The sequence below is a fragment of the Paenibacillus sp. H1-7 genome, assembly GCF_022354825.1.
Lineage (GTDB): Bacteria > Bacillota > Bacilli > Paenibacillales > NBRC-103111 > Paenibacillus_S.
The window spans coordinates 7,442,065-7,456,362 of the sequence record NZ_CP031168.1; the positions used below are offsets into that span (position 1 = coordinate 7,442,065).

General features: G+C 55.6%; 8 protein-coding genes. All 8 read right to left on the reverse strand.

What is annotated here, in order from left to right; genetic code table 11:
* Positions 1-4 precede the first annotated feature (4 nt).
* Complete coding sequence (gene opp4C / locus DVH26_RS32900) at positions 5-946, reverse strand: oligopeptide ABC transporter permease (RefSeq protein WP_239629833.1); 942 nt, start codon at positions 944-946, stop codon at positions 5-7.
* 13 nt (positions 947-959) lie between these two features.
* Positions 960-1,916, reverse strand: a complete 957-nt coding sequence (locus DVH26_RS32905) for an ABC transporter permease (RefSeq protein ID WP_239629836.1) — start codon at positions 1,914-1,916, stop codon at positions 960-962.
* Positions 1,917-2,001: 85 nt separating this feature from the next.
* Complete coding sequence (locus DVH26_RS32910) at positions 2,002-3,723, reverse strand: ABC transporter substrate-binding protein (RefSeq protein WP_239629837.1); 1,722 nt, start codon at positions 3,721-3,723, stop codon at positions 2,002-2,004.
* A 347-nt stretch (positions 3,724-4,070) separates the two neighbouring features.
* Entirely contained in the window at positions 4,071-8,270 is a 4,200-nt protein-coding gene (locus DVH26_RS32915; RefSeq protein WP_239629840.1) for a discoidin domain-containing protein, read from the reverse strand.
* 132 nt (positions 8,271-8,402) lie between these two features.
* The gene (locus DVH26_RS32920) at positions 8,403-9,734 is read right to left on the reverse strand and encodes an ABC transporter substrate-binding protein (RefSeq protein WP_239629843.1); all 1,332 of its coding nucleotides are present in this window, start codon (positions 9,732-9,734) and stop codon (positions 8,403-8,405) included.
* Positions 9,735-9,793: 59 nt separating this feature from the next.
* Entirely contained in the window at positions 9,794-11,116 is a 1,323-nt protein-coding gene (locus DVH26_RS32925) for an ABC transporter substrate-binding protein (RefSeq protein ID WP_239629846.1), read from the reverse strand.
* A gap of 127 nt (positions 11,117-11,243) precedes the next feature.
* Entirely contained in the window at positions 11,244-12,647 is a 1,404-nt protein-coding gene (locus DVH26_RS32930; protein WP_239629849.1) for a sulfatase family protein, read from the reverse strand.
* Between the two features lie 91 nt (positions 12,648-12,738).
* Positions 12,739-14,244 carry a PHP domain-containing protein gene (locus tag DVH26_RS32935; protein ID WP_239629850.1) on the reverse strand — a complete coding sequence of 502 codons (1,506 nt, stop codon included), beginning with the start codon at positions 14,242-14,244 and terminating at the stop codon, positions 12,739-12,741.
* Between the last annotated feature and the right edge of the window lie 54 nt (positions 14,245-14,298).

Consider the following 14,298-nt stretch of genomic DNA (forward strand, 5'->3'; position numbering starts at 1 on the left):
TCACCTACCTTTTCATTCTCGGGTCCAATGCGTCGCGCAGGCCGTCCCCCAACAAATTAATGGCTATGACGGTCAAAAAGATCGCGGTGCCAGGCGGGATCCACAGCCATGGTCTCGACTGAAAATCGATCAACGAATTGGCCGCAGCCATCATGTTGCCCCACGACGGAGTCGGTGGCACGACGCCAAGGCCCAAATAGCTTAATACCGTTTCGCTCAAAATAGCTCTGGCCACGCTCAGCGTCGCAACGACGATGATGACCGGCACGGCGTTCAACACCAGATGGACGAGCTTGCGCCGGTCCCGCAGCCCGAGGCATTCGGCCGCCAGCATGTAAGGGCGCTCGCGGAAGGATAAAATCTGGCTTCGCACCATTCGCGCGAGCGACGGCCAAGACATGAAGCTGATCATCAGCATGACCATGTAGATCCGGTATTCGGACGGCACCTTCAAATCGGATAAAATGGCGCCGATAATAATCAAAATCGGGATTTCCGGTACGGCAAGCAAAATGTCGGCCGCCCGCATCACCACCGTATCGACAACCCCGCGGTAAAAGCCTGCCAAAGCGCCAAGCAGCGAGCCAAGCGTGACGGACAATACCATAGACACAAGTCCGACCAGCAAGGAAATTCTCCCCGCCTGCATGAGCCGGGTAAGCACGTCTCTCCCGAGATTGTCGGTGCCGAACCAATGCGACAGGCTTGGCGGCTTGTTGATCAGCGATACGTTAACTCTGCCCTCGGTATGGCTGGAGAACAAGGGACCGATGAAGCAGAACAAGAACACGAGGAGCAAAAAGAACAATCCCGACATAGCCAGCTTGTTTCTTCCGAGCCGCCGGTACGCCGCTCTCCAAGGCGAAGAGGACACCGCTTTATCGCGCCGCTGCCGATTCAGCCCTTTCACCCCGCGCTGAAGCAGCTCCGTTGATTCCAATGCCATGAGAACACTTCCTTTACTTTAAACGGATACGCGGGTCCGCTACGGCATACAGCCAATCGGCCAGCAAATTTCCGACGACGGTCAGCAGCGCCAGAAACATCGTGAAGCCCATCAGAACCGTGTAATCGCGGTTGGATATAGCCTCCATGTGGATGTAGCCTACCCCCGGCCACGTAAATATCCGTTCCGTAATGATAGCCCCCGAGAACAAGCCGGGCAGCTCCAGTCCGAGCAGCGTAATCGCCGGAAGCAGTGCGTTACGAAGCGCATGCTTGTAAATGACGGCTCGTTCCTTCAAGCCTTTGGCTCTTGCCGTCCGTACGAAGTCCTGCTTGATGACGTCCATCATATTGGCGCGAAAATGTCTCGTCAGCGAACCGACGCTGAGCATCGTCAGCACCGTCGCAGGCAAAATCATATGCCGAGCGACTTCCCAAATACGCGCCCAGCCGGTCGTCTGGCTGCCCGTATCGAGAATGCCCCCGATGGGCAGCCAGCCCAGGTCGACGGCGAACCATTTGATCATCAAAAGTCCGATGAAGAACGACGGGAACGACATCGCCCCGAACACGGCGAGCGTAATAAGCGAATCGTACCAGGAGTACTGCCGTACCGCCGAGAACACGCCGATGAAGACAGCGATGATCCACGTCAGCACGAGAGATACGCTCGCAATAAGAAACGAGTTGACGACGTATTCTTTCAGCAGCGCCATGACCGGCTGCTGGTACTGCAGCGAATAGCCGAAATCGCCGTGCAGCGCATTGCCGAGCCAGATGAAATACCGCTGCAGCATCGGCTTGTCGAGGCCGTAGATCGCCTTCAGCTCAGCCGCCCGCTCCGGCGTCAGCGTCATATCCGAATCGATGTAATCGCCGGGCGCAAGCGCAAAAACGAAGAAAATAAGGAGGGAAGCGCCGATCAGCGTTGGAATGAGATGCAGTATTCGTTTTACCATGTATTGACGCATGATGGCTTCCGCCTCCTTTTTTTACTTATGAACGGCTTTCTATATAACTCTAGTCCGGGAGACCGCCTCCCTAGCCCTCTGGCGTTTATTGGATTTTGAGCTTAGGAATCGAGCGGTTCAAAATCGATACCGGGTCCGGATTGATCCCTTCGATTCGGGCATTGTGCGCCGATAAAATCTTCAGATACGACAGCAGCAGTACAGGCGGGTCGTCCTTCAGCTGTTTGTACAGATCGTGATAGATCGGGATCCGTTTGTTCGTATCGAGCGTCTCCGTTCCTTGATCGATTAATTTATCAATCGCCGGATTGGAATATCCGCTTACGTTGTACTTGCTGTGAAAGCTTTTGACGCCGTCATACGGATCGGAGAAGTTGGTCGATGTGAACGATGCGATGTCGAAGTCGCCTTTTTTCCGTTTGGCCAGAAGTGCGTTGAAATCGAGAATTTCCGCTTCCACGGCGATGCCGATATCCTTGAAATTTTCCTTGGCCAGAGGAATCAGCACATCGTCGATGTTGTAGCCTTTGCGCCCCAAGTATTGCAGCTTGAGCTTTTGCCCGTCCTTCTCGCGGATGCCGTCGGCGCCTACCTTCCAGCCGGCTTCGTCCAACAGCTGCTTCGCCTTTTGCGGATCGAACGGATACGGGGTGACGTCCTTCGTATAAGCCCACGATGCGGGGGAGACGGGAACGTTCGCGACCTCGCCGAAGCCTTGGTACAAAATATCGGTGAACTTTTGCCGGTCGAGCCCGTAATACAACGCCTGCCGCACCCGCTTATCCTTCAAGAGCTTGCCTCCGCTGTTAAAATCGAGATACACGTAGGACGTAGCCGTAAACGTATTGATATTGGCAAAGCCGAGCGCCTTCAGCTGATCGTAATTGTCGCGGTTCGCCGTAAAACGGTCGAAGTCGGTTTCGCCCACCTTCAAATATTGCAGGTTCGTCTCGTTATTCGTAATTTTGAAAATGAAGTTTTCCACCGCCGGCTTGCCCGCATAATAATTCGGATTGGCAACGAACCGGACTTCCTGGCCTTTGACGAACTTATCGAATTTGTACGGTCCGGCTCCCAGCGGCTTGTCGTGCAGCGTCTTGATATAATCGAGATTACCCTGCTTATAATCTTTGCCGTAGTAAGCTTTGGACAGCACCTCGCCGCCGATCAGAGGAAGCGTCAGCGTGGACACCTTCTCCGTAACGATCTGAATCGTCTGCGGGTCGACCACCTTGATGCCTGCGACGCTGTCCGCCGTCTTTTCCTTATAGGCTTTGCCGCCTTTGATGTTCGCCTGCGCGATATCGACCCTCCCGTCATACGCAGGATCGTGAAGCAGGGTTAGCGTGAACGCAACGTCTTCCGCCGTCAACGGGGAGCCGTCGCTGAATTTCAAATTCGGCTTCAGCTTGAACGTATAGGTCAGCTGATCGGGCGAAGTCTCCCATTTCTCCGCCAGCTCGGGAATCGGCTTGCCGGTTTCGTCCTTTGTAACCAGCGATGCGAACAATACGCTCGTTACGTTGCCGTCCCAACCGTTTTGATAAAAGTAAGGGTTAAAAATGCCCTCCGGGGTCTGGGTCCCCGAGATAAACGTGTTTGTTCTCTTCTTGGCCGTTTCCGGATTTTTCGATAGATCGGACGCTTTGACGAGTCCATCCTGTACGCTGGTCAAGCCCGTGCTGCCGGCCGTTTCCGCTTTCGGTGCCGAATCGGGCTCCGTCGCTGCTTTATTGCCGCCGCACGCGGATAAAACCAGCGCCAAAGCCAGTACCGGTACGGTGATGCGCATCCATTGCTTGTTCATTGCAATCAGCCCCACTCTCTATGTAAGTCATGTTCATATTCAATACCACACTATACATACCTACTAAGTCGGATTAATGAGTGCAACAAACCCGTTGCTGCTGTCCTCCGGCATATTTCCCGTGCCTCCGTGTCTCCATTCGTTATGGTTGACAAACCGTCTCCGGGAAAAAAGGGACTCCCTCTCGCCTGAGTCTGAGCCCGAAACCACGGATGCAAATGCGCCCTTTAAGCAGACAGCAAAAAAGGAGACTAACCACTTGCTCGTCAGTCTCCGTTTGTACGGTAGAAAGTATAGTATTCTTATGTGATTTATATGGTATCATCGCCAGGCAGGTGTGTCAACCGTTATTTTACCGGTTCGTTTCCTTTGTCCTTCTTATCATCCTTGCTATCCTTATCGTGCTTATCGTCTTTATCTTTGTCTTTATCTTTGTCTTTATCTTCCTTATCCTTCTTGGGCTTGCCTTGGGAATCGCCCGCAGTAACAACAGCCGTAAAAGACGTGCTGGCGCTGAGTCCGGCAGCGTCGGCGGCGCGAACCGTAATCGCAGCCTGGCCTGCGGCCACCGGACTAAGCGTCAGCTGGCCGCCGTTCATCGACACGGTCACAACCGATGGATTGCTCGAAGCTGCCTCAAAGGTCAGCATCGGCACCGCATCGTCGACGTCGGCAAAGCTGACGTAGACGTCATAGGTTACGCTGCCCCCGCTCAATGGAAGCGAACGGTCGGGGAGCGGCGAGACAACGGATGGTGCGTGGTTCACCGTAAACACGGCCATCTCGTTGTAGCTGTTCCAACCGTTGACCGAATTGCCGTATCCGGTCACCCGGACATAGCGGGCTGGCTTCTCCGCAAACCCGAAATACTCCATATTCGAGGTCGTTCCGCTGCCGGTGCCGATAAGCACCTTCTCCCATGTCTGCCCGTCCTGGGATACCGCGATGTCGAACTTGGAAGTGCGAGTCGCCCCGTTATAAAACGCGATGCCGACGCCGTTGACCTGCTTGGAGCTTCCCAGATCGAGCTGGATCCATGGGGTATTATCTGCCGACCACCGCGTGCTCATGTCGCCGTCAATCGCATTGGCGGCAGGGTTGCCCTCCTGAGCCGAACTGGCAGTCACTCCCTGTACAGGGAGCTGGATATAGGGGACCGGCTTCGTTAATACGGGCTGAGAAGCGAACTGCACTACGTACTGCTGCGTGCGCTCGGCATATACCCCATCGGTGACCGTTACGGTGGCCGGGTTTAAGGAGTATACGTTTTGCACGACGCTTACGAGATCGCCCGGTTTGGCTGCAGAAGCTCCGACTACAGGAAAGCTCTGCGTTCCGAACGGCACGTTTACCGTGTAGCTGTATACGTTTTTGTTAAAGCCTGCAAGCGGCTGACCGTCTAACGTCAGCTGAGACAGCTGCGGAACCGTCTGAATGTCGCCGTCCGGAATGCTCCAGCCGCTTAACGGAACATAAGGAGCGGCTCCAGGCACAGTCTCGCCCGCTGCCAGAGGCGTCAGCTGAACCGCCATGCTCAGATCCTGCACGCCGGTCAGCTCTATGGCCAGCTTGCGGATGCCCGCGTTCGCGTCCTGCCCCGCCGGATTCGGCGATACCGGAAGCGGCTTCGCATCCATCACCTTGAACGCTGCGCCTGCGGGTGCCTGACCGGAGAAGCTCATGGTCACGCCAAGCCGCTTGCCGTCCTGCGTGAGCACGGCCGATTTGCCGTCGGCAGCTATGCTGATATCCGCCTTCGTATGCATGAACCACCATATCGTCGATGGCAACTTCGCGTGAATTTCATCCTGCACCGTCAGGGCTTTCCGGTCGCTGCCGAACAGGAGACCGCGTTTCGCCGACGCGGCATTCTTCGCGTAGGCCGGCGTCATATCGACGACGGCTAACCCGCCTCGCGGCTTCGAGTCATACCGCTCGATGCGGTTAAACGAGTACTGGTCCTGCTCAAAGGTGCCGTCAGGGTTAAGGACCAGCGTATTGTGCCCTTCCGGCATTAACCGGTAATATTTGAACCGCTGGTTGTCGTAGTCGAAGTAGTTCGGCAAGTTGTAATCGTCGCTGCCTAGATCGATGGCCCACTGCACGCCTTCGGCTTCGAAGACGAAATTGCCTACATCGGAATGGGCATGGCTCGAGTTGCCCTTACCGCCCATAATTCCGGCGAAATATGCCGAGGTGTCGTTCCACTTGCTACGGAAGGCGGCAAGCTCCGTATTGCGGAAATACATATCGAGCGGGATCGATACGTTCAGGTTGACCAAATTCGGGTCATACCAGATCATGTCGTATACGCCCCCGGCCTGCTTGGCCTCCTGCATCAGCAGCATCCGTAATCCGGCCACATCGGGATTGTTCAGCTGCTTCGCCATCCAGAACAGCTCAGGTGCCCGCACCTTGAAGCTGGAGGAATCGCCGAAGTTGAACGCCCCTTTCGGGCTGAGCACGTAATTGATGAAATAGGCTGTTTTATAAAAGCCCGGCGTCTCCGAATGCCCGTACGTTTTGCCGAGCGCGGTTTGCAGGGAAGACATGTAAGTAACCAAATATTCGACCGTATAGCGCCAGTAGCCCGGCCCTTCGCTCCAGCCTCCGTCGGGATTGAACTCAAGCAAAATGAAATCCTCCAGGGAACGCAGCGACTTCGCGGCGATGTCCCCCGCTATCGCCTCTTCTTCGTCCCCGATAGCCAATGCTCCGAGAAGAATGCCTCCGTTGCAGACGGCGTTCCAATTGCTGATCTTCTCATTGTCCGACAAGCTGACCCACCACGCGTTGGCATTGTGCGCTGCTACCGCTTTGGACAGCCCCTTGTCGCGGATTGCCGTACGAACCAGGTCCCGCTGCTGCGGGGTCAAATAATCATACAGCCAATCGTATCCGATGGCCATGCCCGCCGTCAGCTCCGACGTATTGAGGAACTCGTTCTGGTCGTTCCAGTCGGGGATGGAAGCGGCCTTCATCATTTCGTCGACGGCGCGCTGGGCGTATTTCGTTTCCCCGCTTAATAAGTACATGAGCGCCGTTCGCTCGATGAACGGACGCGCGTCCTTCGCCGACTCCATCCGTCTGCCGTCCGGAAGGTCGTACTGTCCGACCGGCGTCGCCACCACGGTATCGGCGCTCTTGCGGAGATCGCCGTACCATTTGGCCAAGGTAGCGTCGGTCTGGATTTGATTTTGCAGCGCAGCTACGCGATCGGACGTAATGAACAGCCTCGGATGCTGCTGGTTCGGATTGTGCTGCTTCAGGTCGGCGATAATGCTCGCCGCACTCGGACGGTCGTAGACGATGCGGCGGATCGCCTCCTTCGTCAGCTTCGCCAGCTCGCTGCCGTCAGGAAGCGGATTCGCCGTGCTGATGAGCACCAGGTCGTCGTTAGCCAATACGTGCTGCCCCATCGTCTTGGTGAACAGATCCGGCGAGACGAAGAGCGTCGAGCCCGATAGGCGCAGCGGAGCATCCAGCGTGACCGCGCTCCCAGCGCCCGTCACCTCGGCGCTGCCGACGGTCAACGTGATCGCGCTGCCGAGCAAGCCCGCCTTTGGCCCCAGCGTGACCGTACCTGCCGCCTCATTGCGGCTGTGCGGAACGCCCAGCTGGTCCGCTGCAAACAGCAGCGGAATGAGCACGCGACCGTTGTCCGCCACCGGCTTGACGGTCGGATCGGCGGCATCGAGCGGCTTGCGCTGCAGGTAGGCGTACGCATTCGGGAAGCCGGCAAGAAAAGCCAGCGACTGCTTCAGCCTTGCCTGGGCATACGCGTCGTTGGCGTTGCCCGTCCCCGGACCGGGCGTCGTCGATTCGAAGTACGACTCGTCCAGCGGAACGAGGCTGTCGTACACTCTGGCATCATCGAGCCAAAATTCGTTGGCCGTGCCGGTTTGCGCCTTCGTATAGCTGCGGAACGAAGCGATATCGTTGATTGTGGCGGCATTGCTGTAGGTGCCGTCCGTAATCTTTTTCACCCCGTCGACGTAGACGTCCATCGTCTTGGATGCCGTCTTCACGATGACGGTCAGCCGGTACCATGTATCGGCCGCATAGGCGCCGCCGGCGATTTTTACGCCGCCTGCATACATATAGCCGTCCGCTTTGAATTCAACCAGCGCCGACTGCACATTCGTGCCCGACTTGATCTGAATGAGCGGAGTGTAAAATTTGGCGCCGTTATATTTCACTTTCAGCTCGATAGCCACGTTGCCCGTAAGAGGCGTGCCGAACGATTTGGTCATGACCAAATCGGATGCGGTTCCGCTGCGCAAGCGCAAGCTTTTGCCTTCCCGGCCCGACACCTCCTCGCCGACGATCATACCCCCGGACGTTAAGCCCGAAACCGACCAGCCCGCAGGCGCGCCGGAGACGTGAGCATCGAACTTGTCATTAACGTAAATGGCCGGAGCATCCGCTGCCTCCGCATAGACTATATTACCACCCGTCCATAAAATCATTGGCAAGCCGCTTAGCACTACGGCTGCTGCCAGCACAACGAGCAAACTCTTCCTCCATACCTCTTTAATACTTAACATGAATCGCACCCCGTTCCCCATCATATTAGGTTAAATTCCATCGTAGGGTGTTCTTCCTCCAATCCGAATACATTCGGTCCTGCAAAAAAAGGAGAGGTCTTCGTTCCGCCCCCTCCTTGCTGTCCGAATGCTTTATTTCTTTTTCGCCTTCTCGGCCTCGATATCTTTGGCCAGACCCTCGTTCGCTTCCCTGACTGCGGTTACGCTGTCCTTGGTGCCCCGGCCGATATCGCCGACGGCGGTGTTCAGACGCTTCCAGGCCAAGTCGTTATACTCCGTTAAAGGAGCAGGTGCCGCATACTTTTGCGGGAAAATGGCGTTGATGTTTTTGCCCTTGTATTTCGGCAAATCCTGCGCGAACGTTTTCTTGATTTCCGGATTTTTCAGCGCAGATTCGACGCCCATCTTGGAACGGATCGTCTGGAATTCGTCCGACGTGAGCGCCTGAATGACATCCATCGCTTCTTCTTTGTGCTTGCTTGTTTTGCTGATATAAATATATCCCGGATACGCCTGAGGCCCTACTTGGCCCAGCTCCTTGAAGTAGGGCAGCGTTGCGTAATCCCAGTTCAAATCGTCCGGGAAGTTGAGCGCCGCATTGGAGAAATGGGACCACATGGCCAACGTCCGGTCTTTGGCGAACATATTGGACTGAGCCGTGGATGCGAAAAATCCTCCGGCAAGCGGCTTGCCGTCCGGCGGCGGGATCAGCTGATAAAACCGTTTCAGGTTGTCCAGAAACGTCATCATCTTCGGATCGTCGAACATCGGTTTCGACGTTTTCGGATCGACGAACGGAGCAGAAAACTGGTTCGTCTTCAAAAAATGCTCCGGAGAAGCCAGGAAGCCGTAATATTGGGTTCCGTTGTCGCTGCGCGTCACCTGCTTGGCGAGATCGTAAATCTCATCCCACGTCATGCCGTCCTTCGGATACGGTACGCCGAACTTATCAAAGATGTCCTTGTTGTACATAATGACCGGCGACGTATTCGATAGCGGAAGACCGTAAATGCCCCCGCCTGCAATCTCTTTCTGCTGCTCTATCGTGAACGGCTCGAAGCGGTTCAAATCGACGTTCTTCTTCTTGATCAGCTCCGTCATGTCATACTGGAACTCGTTGCGGAGCAAGTTGAGATGCGTATGGCCGATGGAGAAAATAAGAACGTCGAACTGCTGCCCCCCGGTGATCAGCGTATCCATCGATTTGTTGGACGGCACGGGGACGAATTTCGGCGTAATATTAGGAAACTTCTGCTTGATATAGCTGCCGTAGTTGTTCATGAAGTCTTCTTCTTTCCAATCGGCGTTGCCGGTTTGGTAGAAGACGAGCTCCACAGGCTCTTTGCTGCTTGCAGCGGAGTTTCCCGCCGTTTCCTGCTTGGCTCCGCCGCATCCGGCCAGCAAGCCGCCGGCCAGTGCGGTTACCGCCGCCACTTTTCCTGACGCTACAACCCACGATTTCATGTCATTACCCCACATTTCAATATATTTTTATATACCGTTCCGCTCATAACAAAGCAGCGTTATTTTTGCTTTTCGGCCAGTATTGCCTTGTTGATCGTTTCCTCCAGATCGCGCAGCGCGGTATTGACGTCTTTTTTGCCGGTCAGCACGTTGTTGAATTCCTTGTTGAGAGGCGTCGTAACCGGTACGGTAACCAGCTTCGAATCTCTTGCAGGCACCGCCTTAACCGGCTTGTTGACGTACAAAGCCTCGGTATGCTTGCCCTTCAGCCTGGAGAACTCCTGACCGAACGCTTTCTGAATCGCCGGGTTGTTCAGCACCGTCGCTTTGCCCGACTTGCTTGCCTGCATCTGCACTTCATCGGACAATACGAGCTCGAGCACCTTGAACGCTTCTTCCTTATGCTTGCTGGCGCTGAGGATATAATAAAACCGCGGATTGATCTGCGCGTTCGTTCCCGGCGCCTCCTTCATCACAGGCAAAGAGACCATATCCCAGTTCGTAAAATCGTCGGGGAAGCTCTCAGCCGCTGCCGTAACATCGGCGTGCATGGCGGATATGCGGTCCTTCGTAAAGCTCGCCACTTCCTTCACCCGGCTTCGCTCGTCCATCGGAGCGTTCATGGGCAGCCTGTAAAACTTTGTAAGCGTCGTAAAAATCGATTTCCAGGCATCGGTATTCACGGCCGACCGGTCTTCCGCCGGATGCAGGTATGGGGCGCCGAGCTGATTGTTGTCCAGCAAGTAGATAAAATTCATCGTCATGCCGCGATACTGGATTCCATCCTCGAACCGGGTAAGCTTTTGCGCCAAGGCATAAGCGTCGTCCCAAGTCATCCCGTCCTTCGGATACGGAATGCCGAACTTATCGAAAATATCCTTGTTGTAGTAAAGCACTGGCGTAAAGCTGTTGACGGGCAGTCCGTACAAGCCTGCGCCGTAGCCGGCCGATGCGTTCTTGATGATGTCGAGATAGGCGGGATCGATGCGGCTCAGATCGAATTGGTTTTTTCGGATCAGCTCCGTCAAGTCGTACTGCAAATTGAATTTGACCAATTTCTCGTTCAGAGCCGATATGCCTTGGTAATAAATGTCCGGACTCTCCCCGGCCAGCACCAGATCCTGAATTTCCTTGCCCTGCTCCGCCCCTTGGAACTCGAAGGAGATGTAGGGATATTTCTCCTTCACCTTCGCCTCCACCTCGGTGCGGAACTTTTCCTCGTAATCTTTGTCCCCGGTATAAAATTTGAGCGTTACCGGCTCGTGCTTCGCAGTATTGCCGGCCGGCGCATCCGGCGCCTTGGATCCGCTGCAAGCGGATACCATCGTGATGGCCATGATAGCGGACAGCGCAGCAAATCCGGTCCGTTTGCCAGTTCCCATGCCTCAATCTCCCCATTCACGTCAGTCTCTTGATAAACCTCACATTGACTTCCTCTAAGTATGCAAGTTCACAAAATCCGCTGTTGGAACAGAAGGTAGGTGTTGAAAACTTGTCAGCGTATTATACTTATCTCGCCGCTTCTACATAAGGCGTGTCTTTGACTTCCAGCTGCAGCCGGTGCAATTCGTCCGTAAGCTGCCGCACCGTATCGGCATAGGCCGGATCGGAATACACGTTGCGCATCTCGGCCGAGTCCCGGCGCAGATCGAACAGCTCCCACTCCGGCGGCTTCGGATCATCGATCGCACCCGTCGCTCCCAATGCTTCGGCATAATAATAAATGAGCTTGTAGTCGTGCGTCCGCAAGCCGTAATGGGCGTACACTCCGTGCTCGGTCAGGTGCATCCAGTAGCGGTAGTACATGGAGGTGCGCCAGCCTTCCGGCAGCTCACCCTTCATCAGCGGTCGCAAGCTCAATCCCTGCATCCATTCCGGTACGGATAAACCCGCATAATCCAGGAAGGTCGGCGCGAAGTCGACGTTCAATGCCATCGCGTCCTGCACGGAGCCCGGCGCAATTTCGCGCGGATAGCGGACGATGAACGGCATACGCAGCGATTCCTCGTACATGAACCTTTTGTCGAACCAGCCGTGATCCCCGAGGAAAAAGCCTTGATCGGATGTATAAATGACGATCGTATCGTCTGCGATGCCTTCAGCATCCAGTGTGTCGAGCAGACGTCCGACATTATCGTCAATGGAAGCGACGCAGCGCAAGTAGTCTTTAATATAGCGCTGGTACTTCCAGCTTTTTAACTCACGGCCGGTTAAGCCCTCCGGCGGGTCGGCTTTCAAATCGCGGTGCTTCAGGTCGCGATCGATTCTCATGATCGCCGCCTCTGCCGCAGCCGCGCGGTTGCTGTAATCGTCGTCGAAGGTAGGAGGCTCCGGGATCACTTCGTCTTCATACAGGTGTGCGTGCTTCGCGTCCGGAATCCACGGGCGATGCGGTGCCTTGTGATGGCACATAAGGAAGAAAGGGCGGTCCTTATCACGCTTGCTTATCCAATCGATCGAATGATCGGTGATGATGTCCGTAACATAGCCTTCGTACTGCTTCTCCGTTCCCATCTCGATGAACGTCGGGTTGTTGTAATCTCCTTGGCCTGGCAGCACGCTCCAGTAATCGAAGCCGGTAGGATCGCTGCTGCCGCCGTGGCCGAGATGCCATTTGCCGATAATCGCCGTCTGATAACCGTCCTGCTGCAGCAGCTTTGATACGGTCGGCTGGCTTCCGTCGAATTTGTCCGCCAGCGTTTGCACGCCGTTAAGATGATTGTACAGACCGGTCAGTATGGTAGCCCGGCTCGGCGCGCAAATGGCGTTCGTGCAAAAACAATTGTCGTAGCGCATTCCTTCGTTCGCAATCCGGTCGAGATTCGGCGTCTTATTGATGCGGCTGCCGTAGCAGCTCATCGCATGAGCGGCATGGTCGTCGCTCATGATGAACACGATGTTCGGTCGGGTCATCGTTGGCATTCTCCTTTGCTAATTGGCTGATAGAATCACAATCGCGTGCAGCGTATGCTGTACTCCCCGAGATCCGGTCGGGTCGGTCGGGTCAAGCAAGCGCATAAATAGGCGAAATCCAGGCGCACTGGCCGTTAACCTGCTTCACTTCCACATGATACACGTCGCAATCGGATTCGACATTCGTATCCGTCCAAGCTTCCTTTACCGTGTAAGCCTGCTGCGGAATCGCGCGATGCAGTACAATCGCCTCGGAGTTGTACGGATGCAGGTGCTTGGTGCAATTGCCCTGGAGCAGCTCTCCTACGGTTGCCGTAACCTCGGTACCGTTCAACTGTACGCGAAGCTCCGTATCCGTCCCGCCTTCGATTTCCAAGATGAGTGCAGCGGTGTGCGAATGCATCGTCGTAGGGTTTTTGAACGTCATGCAGCTCCACTCCACGCCGGATTCCGTCTGCCCGATGAGCTTGTTGCCGAGCTCGTTCATCGCGGGGTCATCCTTCATTTCCGGTGTTGGAGCGAGCACGCTGCGGCCGCGGAAGCACGTCTCTACGGAGAGCAGCTTGCCGCAATTCAGTGCAGCTTCCCCATGCCAAGCGAAGCCGTTCTTGCTGTTGCCCCAGCCCATCTCGATTCTTACTTTATAAATGCCGCTTGCTGCGCCGTCGGTGCCGCCTGAAGCCAGCAGCGATTCGCCGTTAATGACTTTATGCGGCTGCAAATTTTTGTACACGACGATTTTGTCGATCTGATCGCAGCCTGTAACGTCCAATTCGAGATGGCGTTCGCGGGCTTGCACCTCGCTGCCCATAGGCTGGCCGTTCATTGTGAAACGGCATTGGATTTTGTCGCCGGTCACCGCGTACGTTCTGCGGGCGAGAATCGCTTCCCAGATCGATTCCCTCGTCTTCGCATCGGCCAGAACCGCAAGCCGTCCGTCGCCGTAAGAGCCCGGATAGCCCGCATGATGGTCCGTCGAGCCGACGAAGCCGAACCGGTGCTTGCGCCGCAGCGCCTCGGATACGCTGCTGCGGGAATCGCGCGGTCCCATGTCGTGGTAGTACGGGTACATGCCTTGATCGGACATCCCGCTGCCGTGTTTGGAATATACCTCGACAATCGGGCTGATCGCCGTATTGAAGCTGTCCCAGTTGCCGCCGCGATAGCCCGGCGTATAGCCGACATGATGCGGCACGGCGATGACACGGCGAGGAGCGAGCTTCGCTACGATGGCTGCGGGCGACTCCCCTTCTACGAGAGGAAGATCGTCGTCCGGCGATACGAAATGGTGGTCGCCGTACTTGCTGGAATGCGCTTCGTAGCCTTGGAAGGTGACGAATTCCCCGGGAACGTTGAAGCTCCGCACCGTATCGCGAACCTGGTCCCAATGACCGCGCAGCTTGGCGAAGCCCTCCTTATGGAAATCGACCAAGTACTCTAGGCCCTCCGTGCGCTCCGGAATGTCGTACCAGGATGCGTGGCCGATGATCGCCACGAAGTCGAGCTGTCCTTTGGCCGCCAGCAAGGCGTTCTCCAAGCCTCCGAAGCCGTAGCTGATTCCGCAATGATTGTGTAAATCTCCCCAATATAATGGCATAAGTATGATCCTCTCCTATTTGTATGGTGGAAGTATGGTAATTTCTGAATGGCA

Bases quoted from the DNA above. Each gene is read 5' to 3' on its own strand.
- opp4C (WP_239629833.1), bottom strand. From the start codon at position 946: ATGGCATTGGAATCAACGGAGCTGCTTCAGCGCGGGGTGAAAGGGCTG.
- DVH26_RS32930 (WP_239629849.1), bottom strand. From the start codon at position 12,647: ATGACCCGACCGAACATCGTGTTCATCATGAGCGACGACCATGCCGCT.
- DVH26_RS32915 (WP_239629840.1), bottom strand. From the start codon at position 8,270: ATGTTAAGTATTAAAGAGGTATGGAGGAAGAGTTTGCTCGTTGTGCTG.
- DVH26_RS32925 (WP_239629846.1), bottom strand. From the start codon at position 11,116: ATGGGAACTGGCAAACGGACCGGATTTGCTGCGCTGTCCGCTATCATG.
- DVH26_RS32910 (WP_239629837.1), bottom strand. From the start codon at position 3,723: ATGAACAAGCAATGGATGCGCATCACCGTACCGGTACTGGCTTTGGCG.
- DVH26_RS32920 (WP_239629843.1), bottom strand. From the start codon at position 9,734: ATGAAATCGTGGGTTGTAGCGTCAGGAAAAGTGGCGGCGGTAACCGCA.
- DVH26_RS32905 (WP_239629836.1), bottom strand. From the start codon at position 1,916: ATGCGTCAATACATGGTAAAACGAATACTGCATCTCATTCCAACGCTG.
- DVH26_RS32935 (WP_239629850.1), bottom strand. From the start codon at position 14,244: ATGCCATTATATTGGGGAGATTTACACAATCATTGCGGAATCAGCTAC.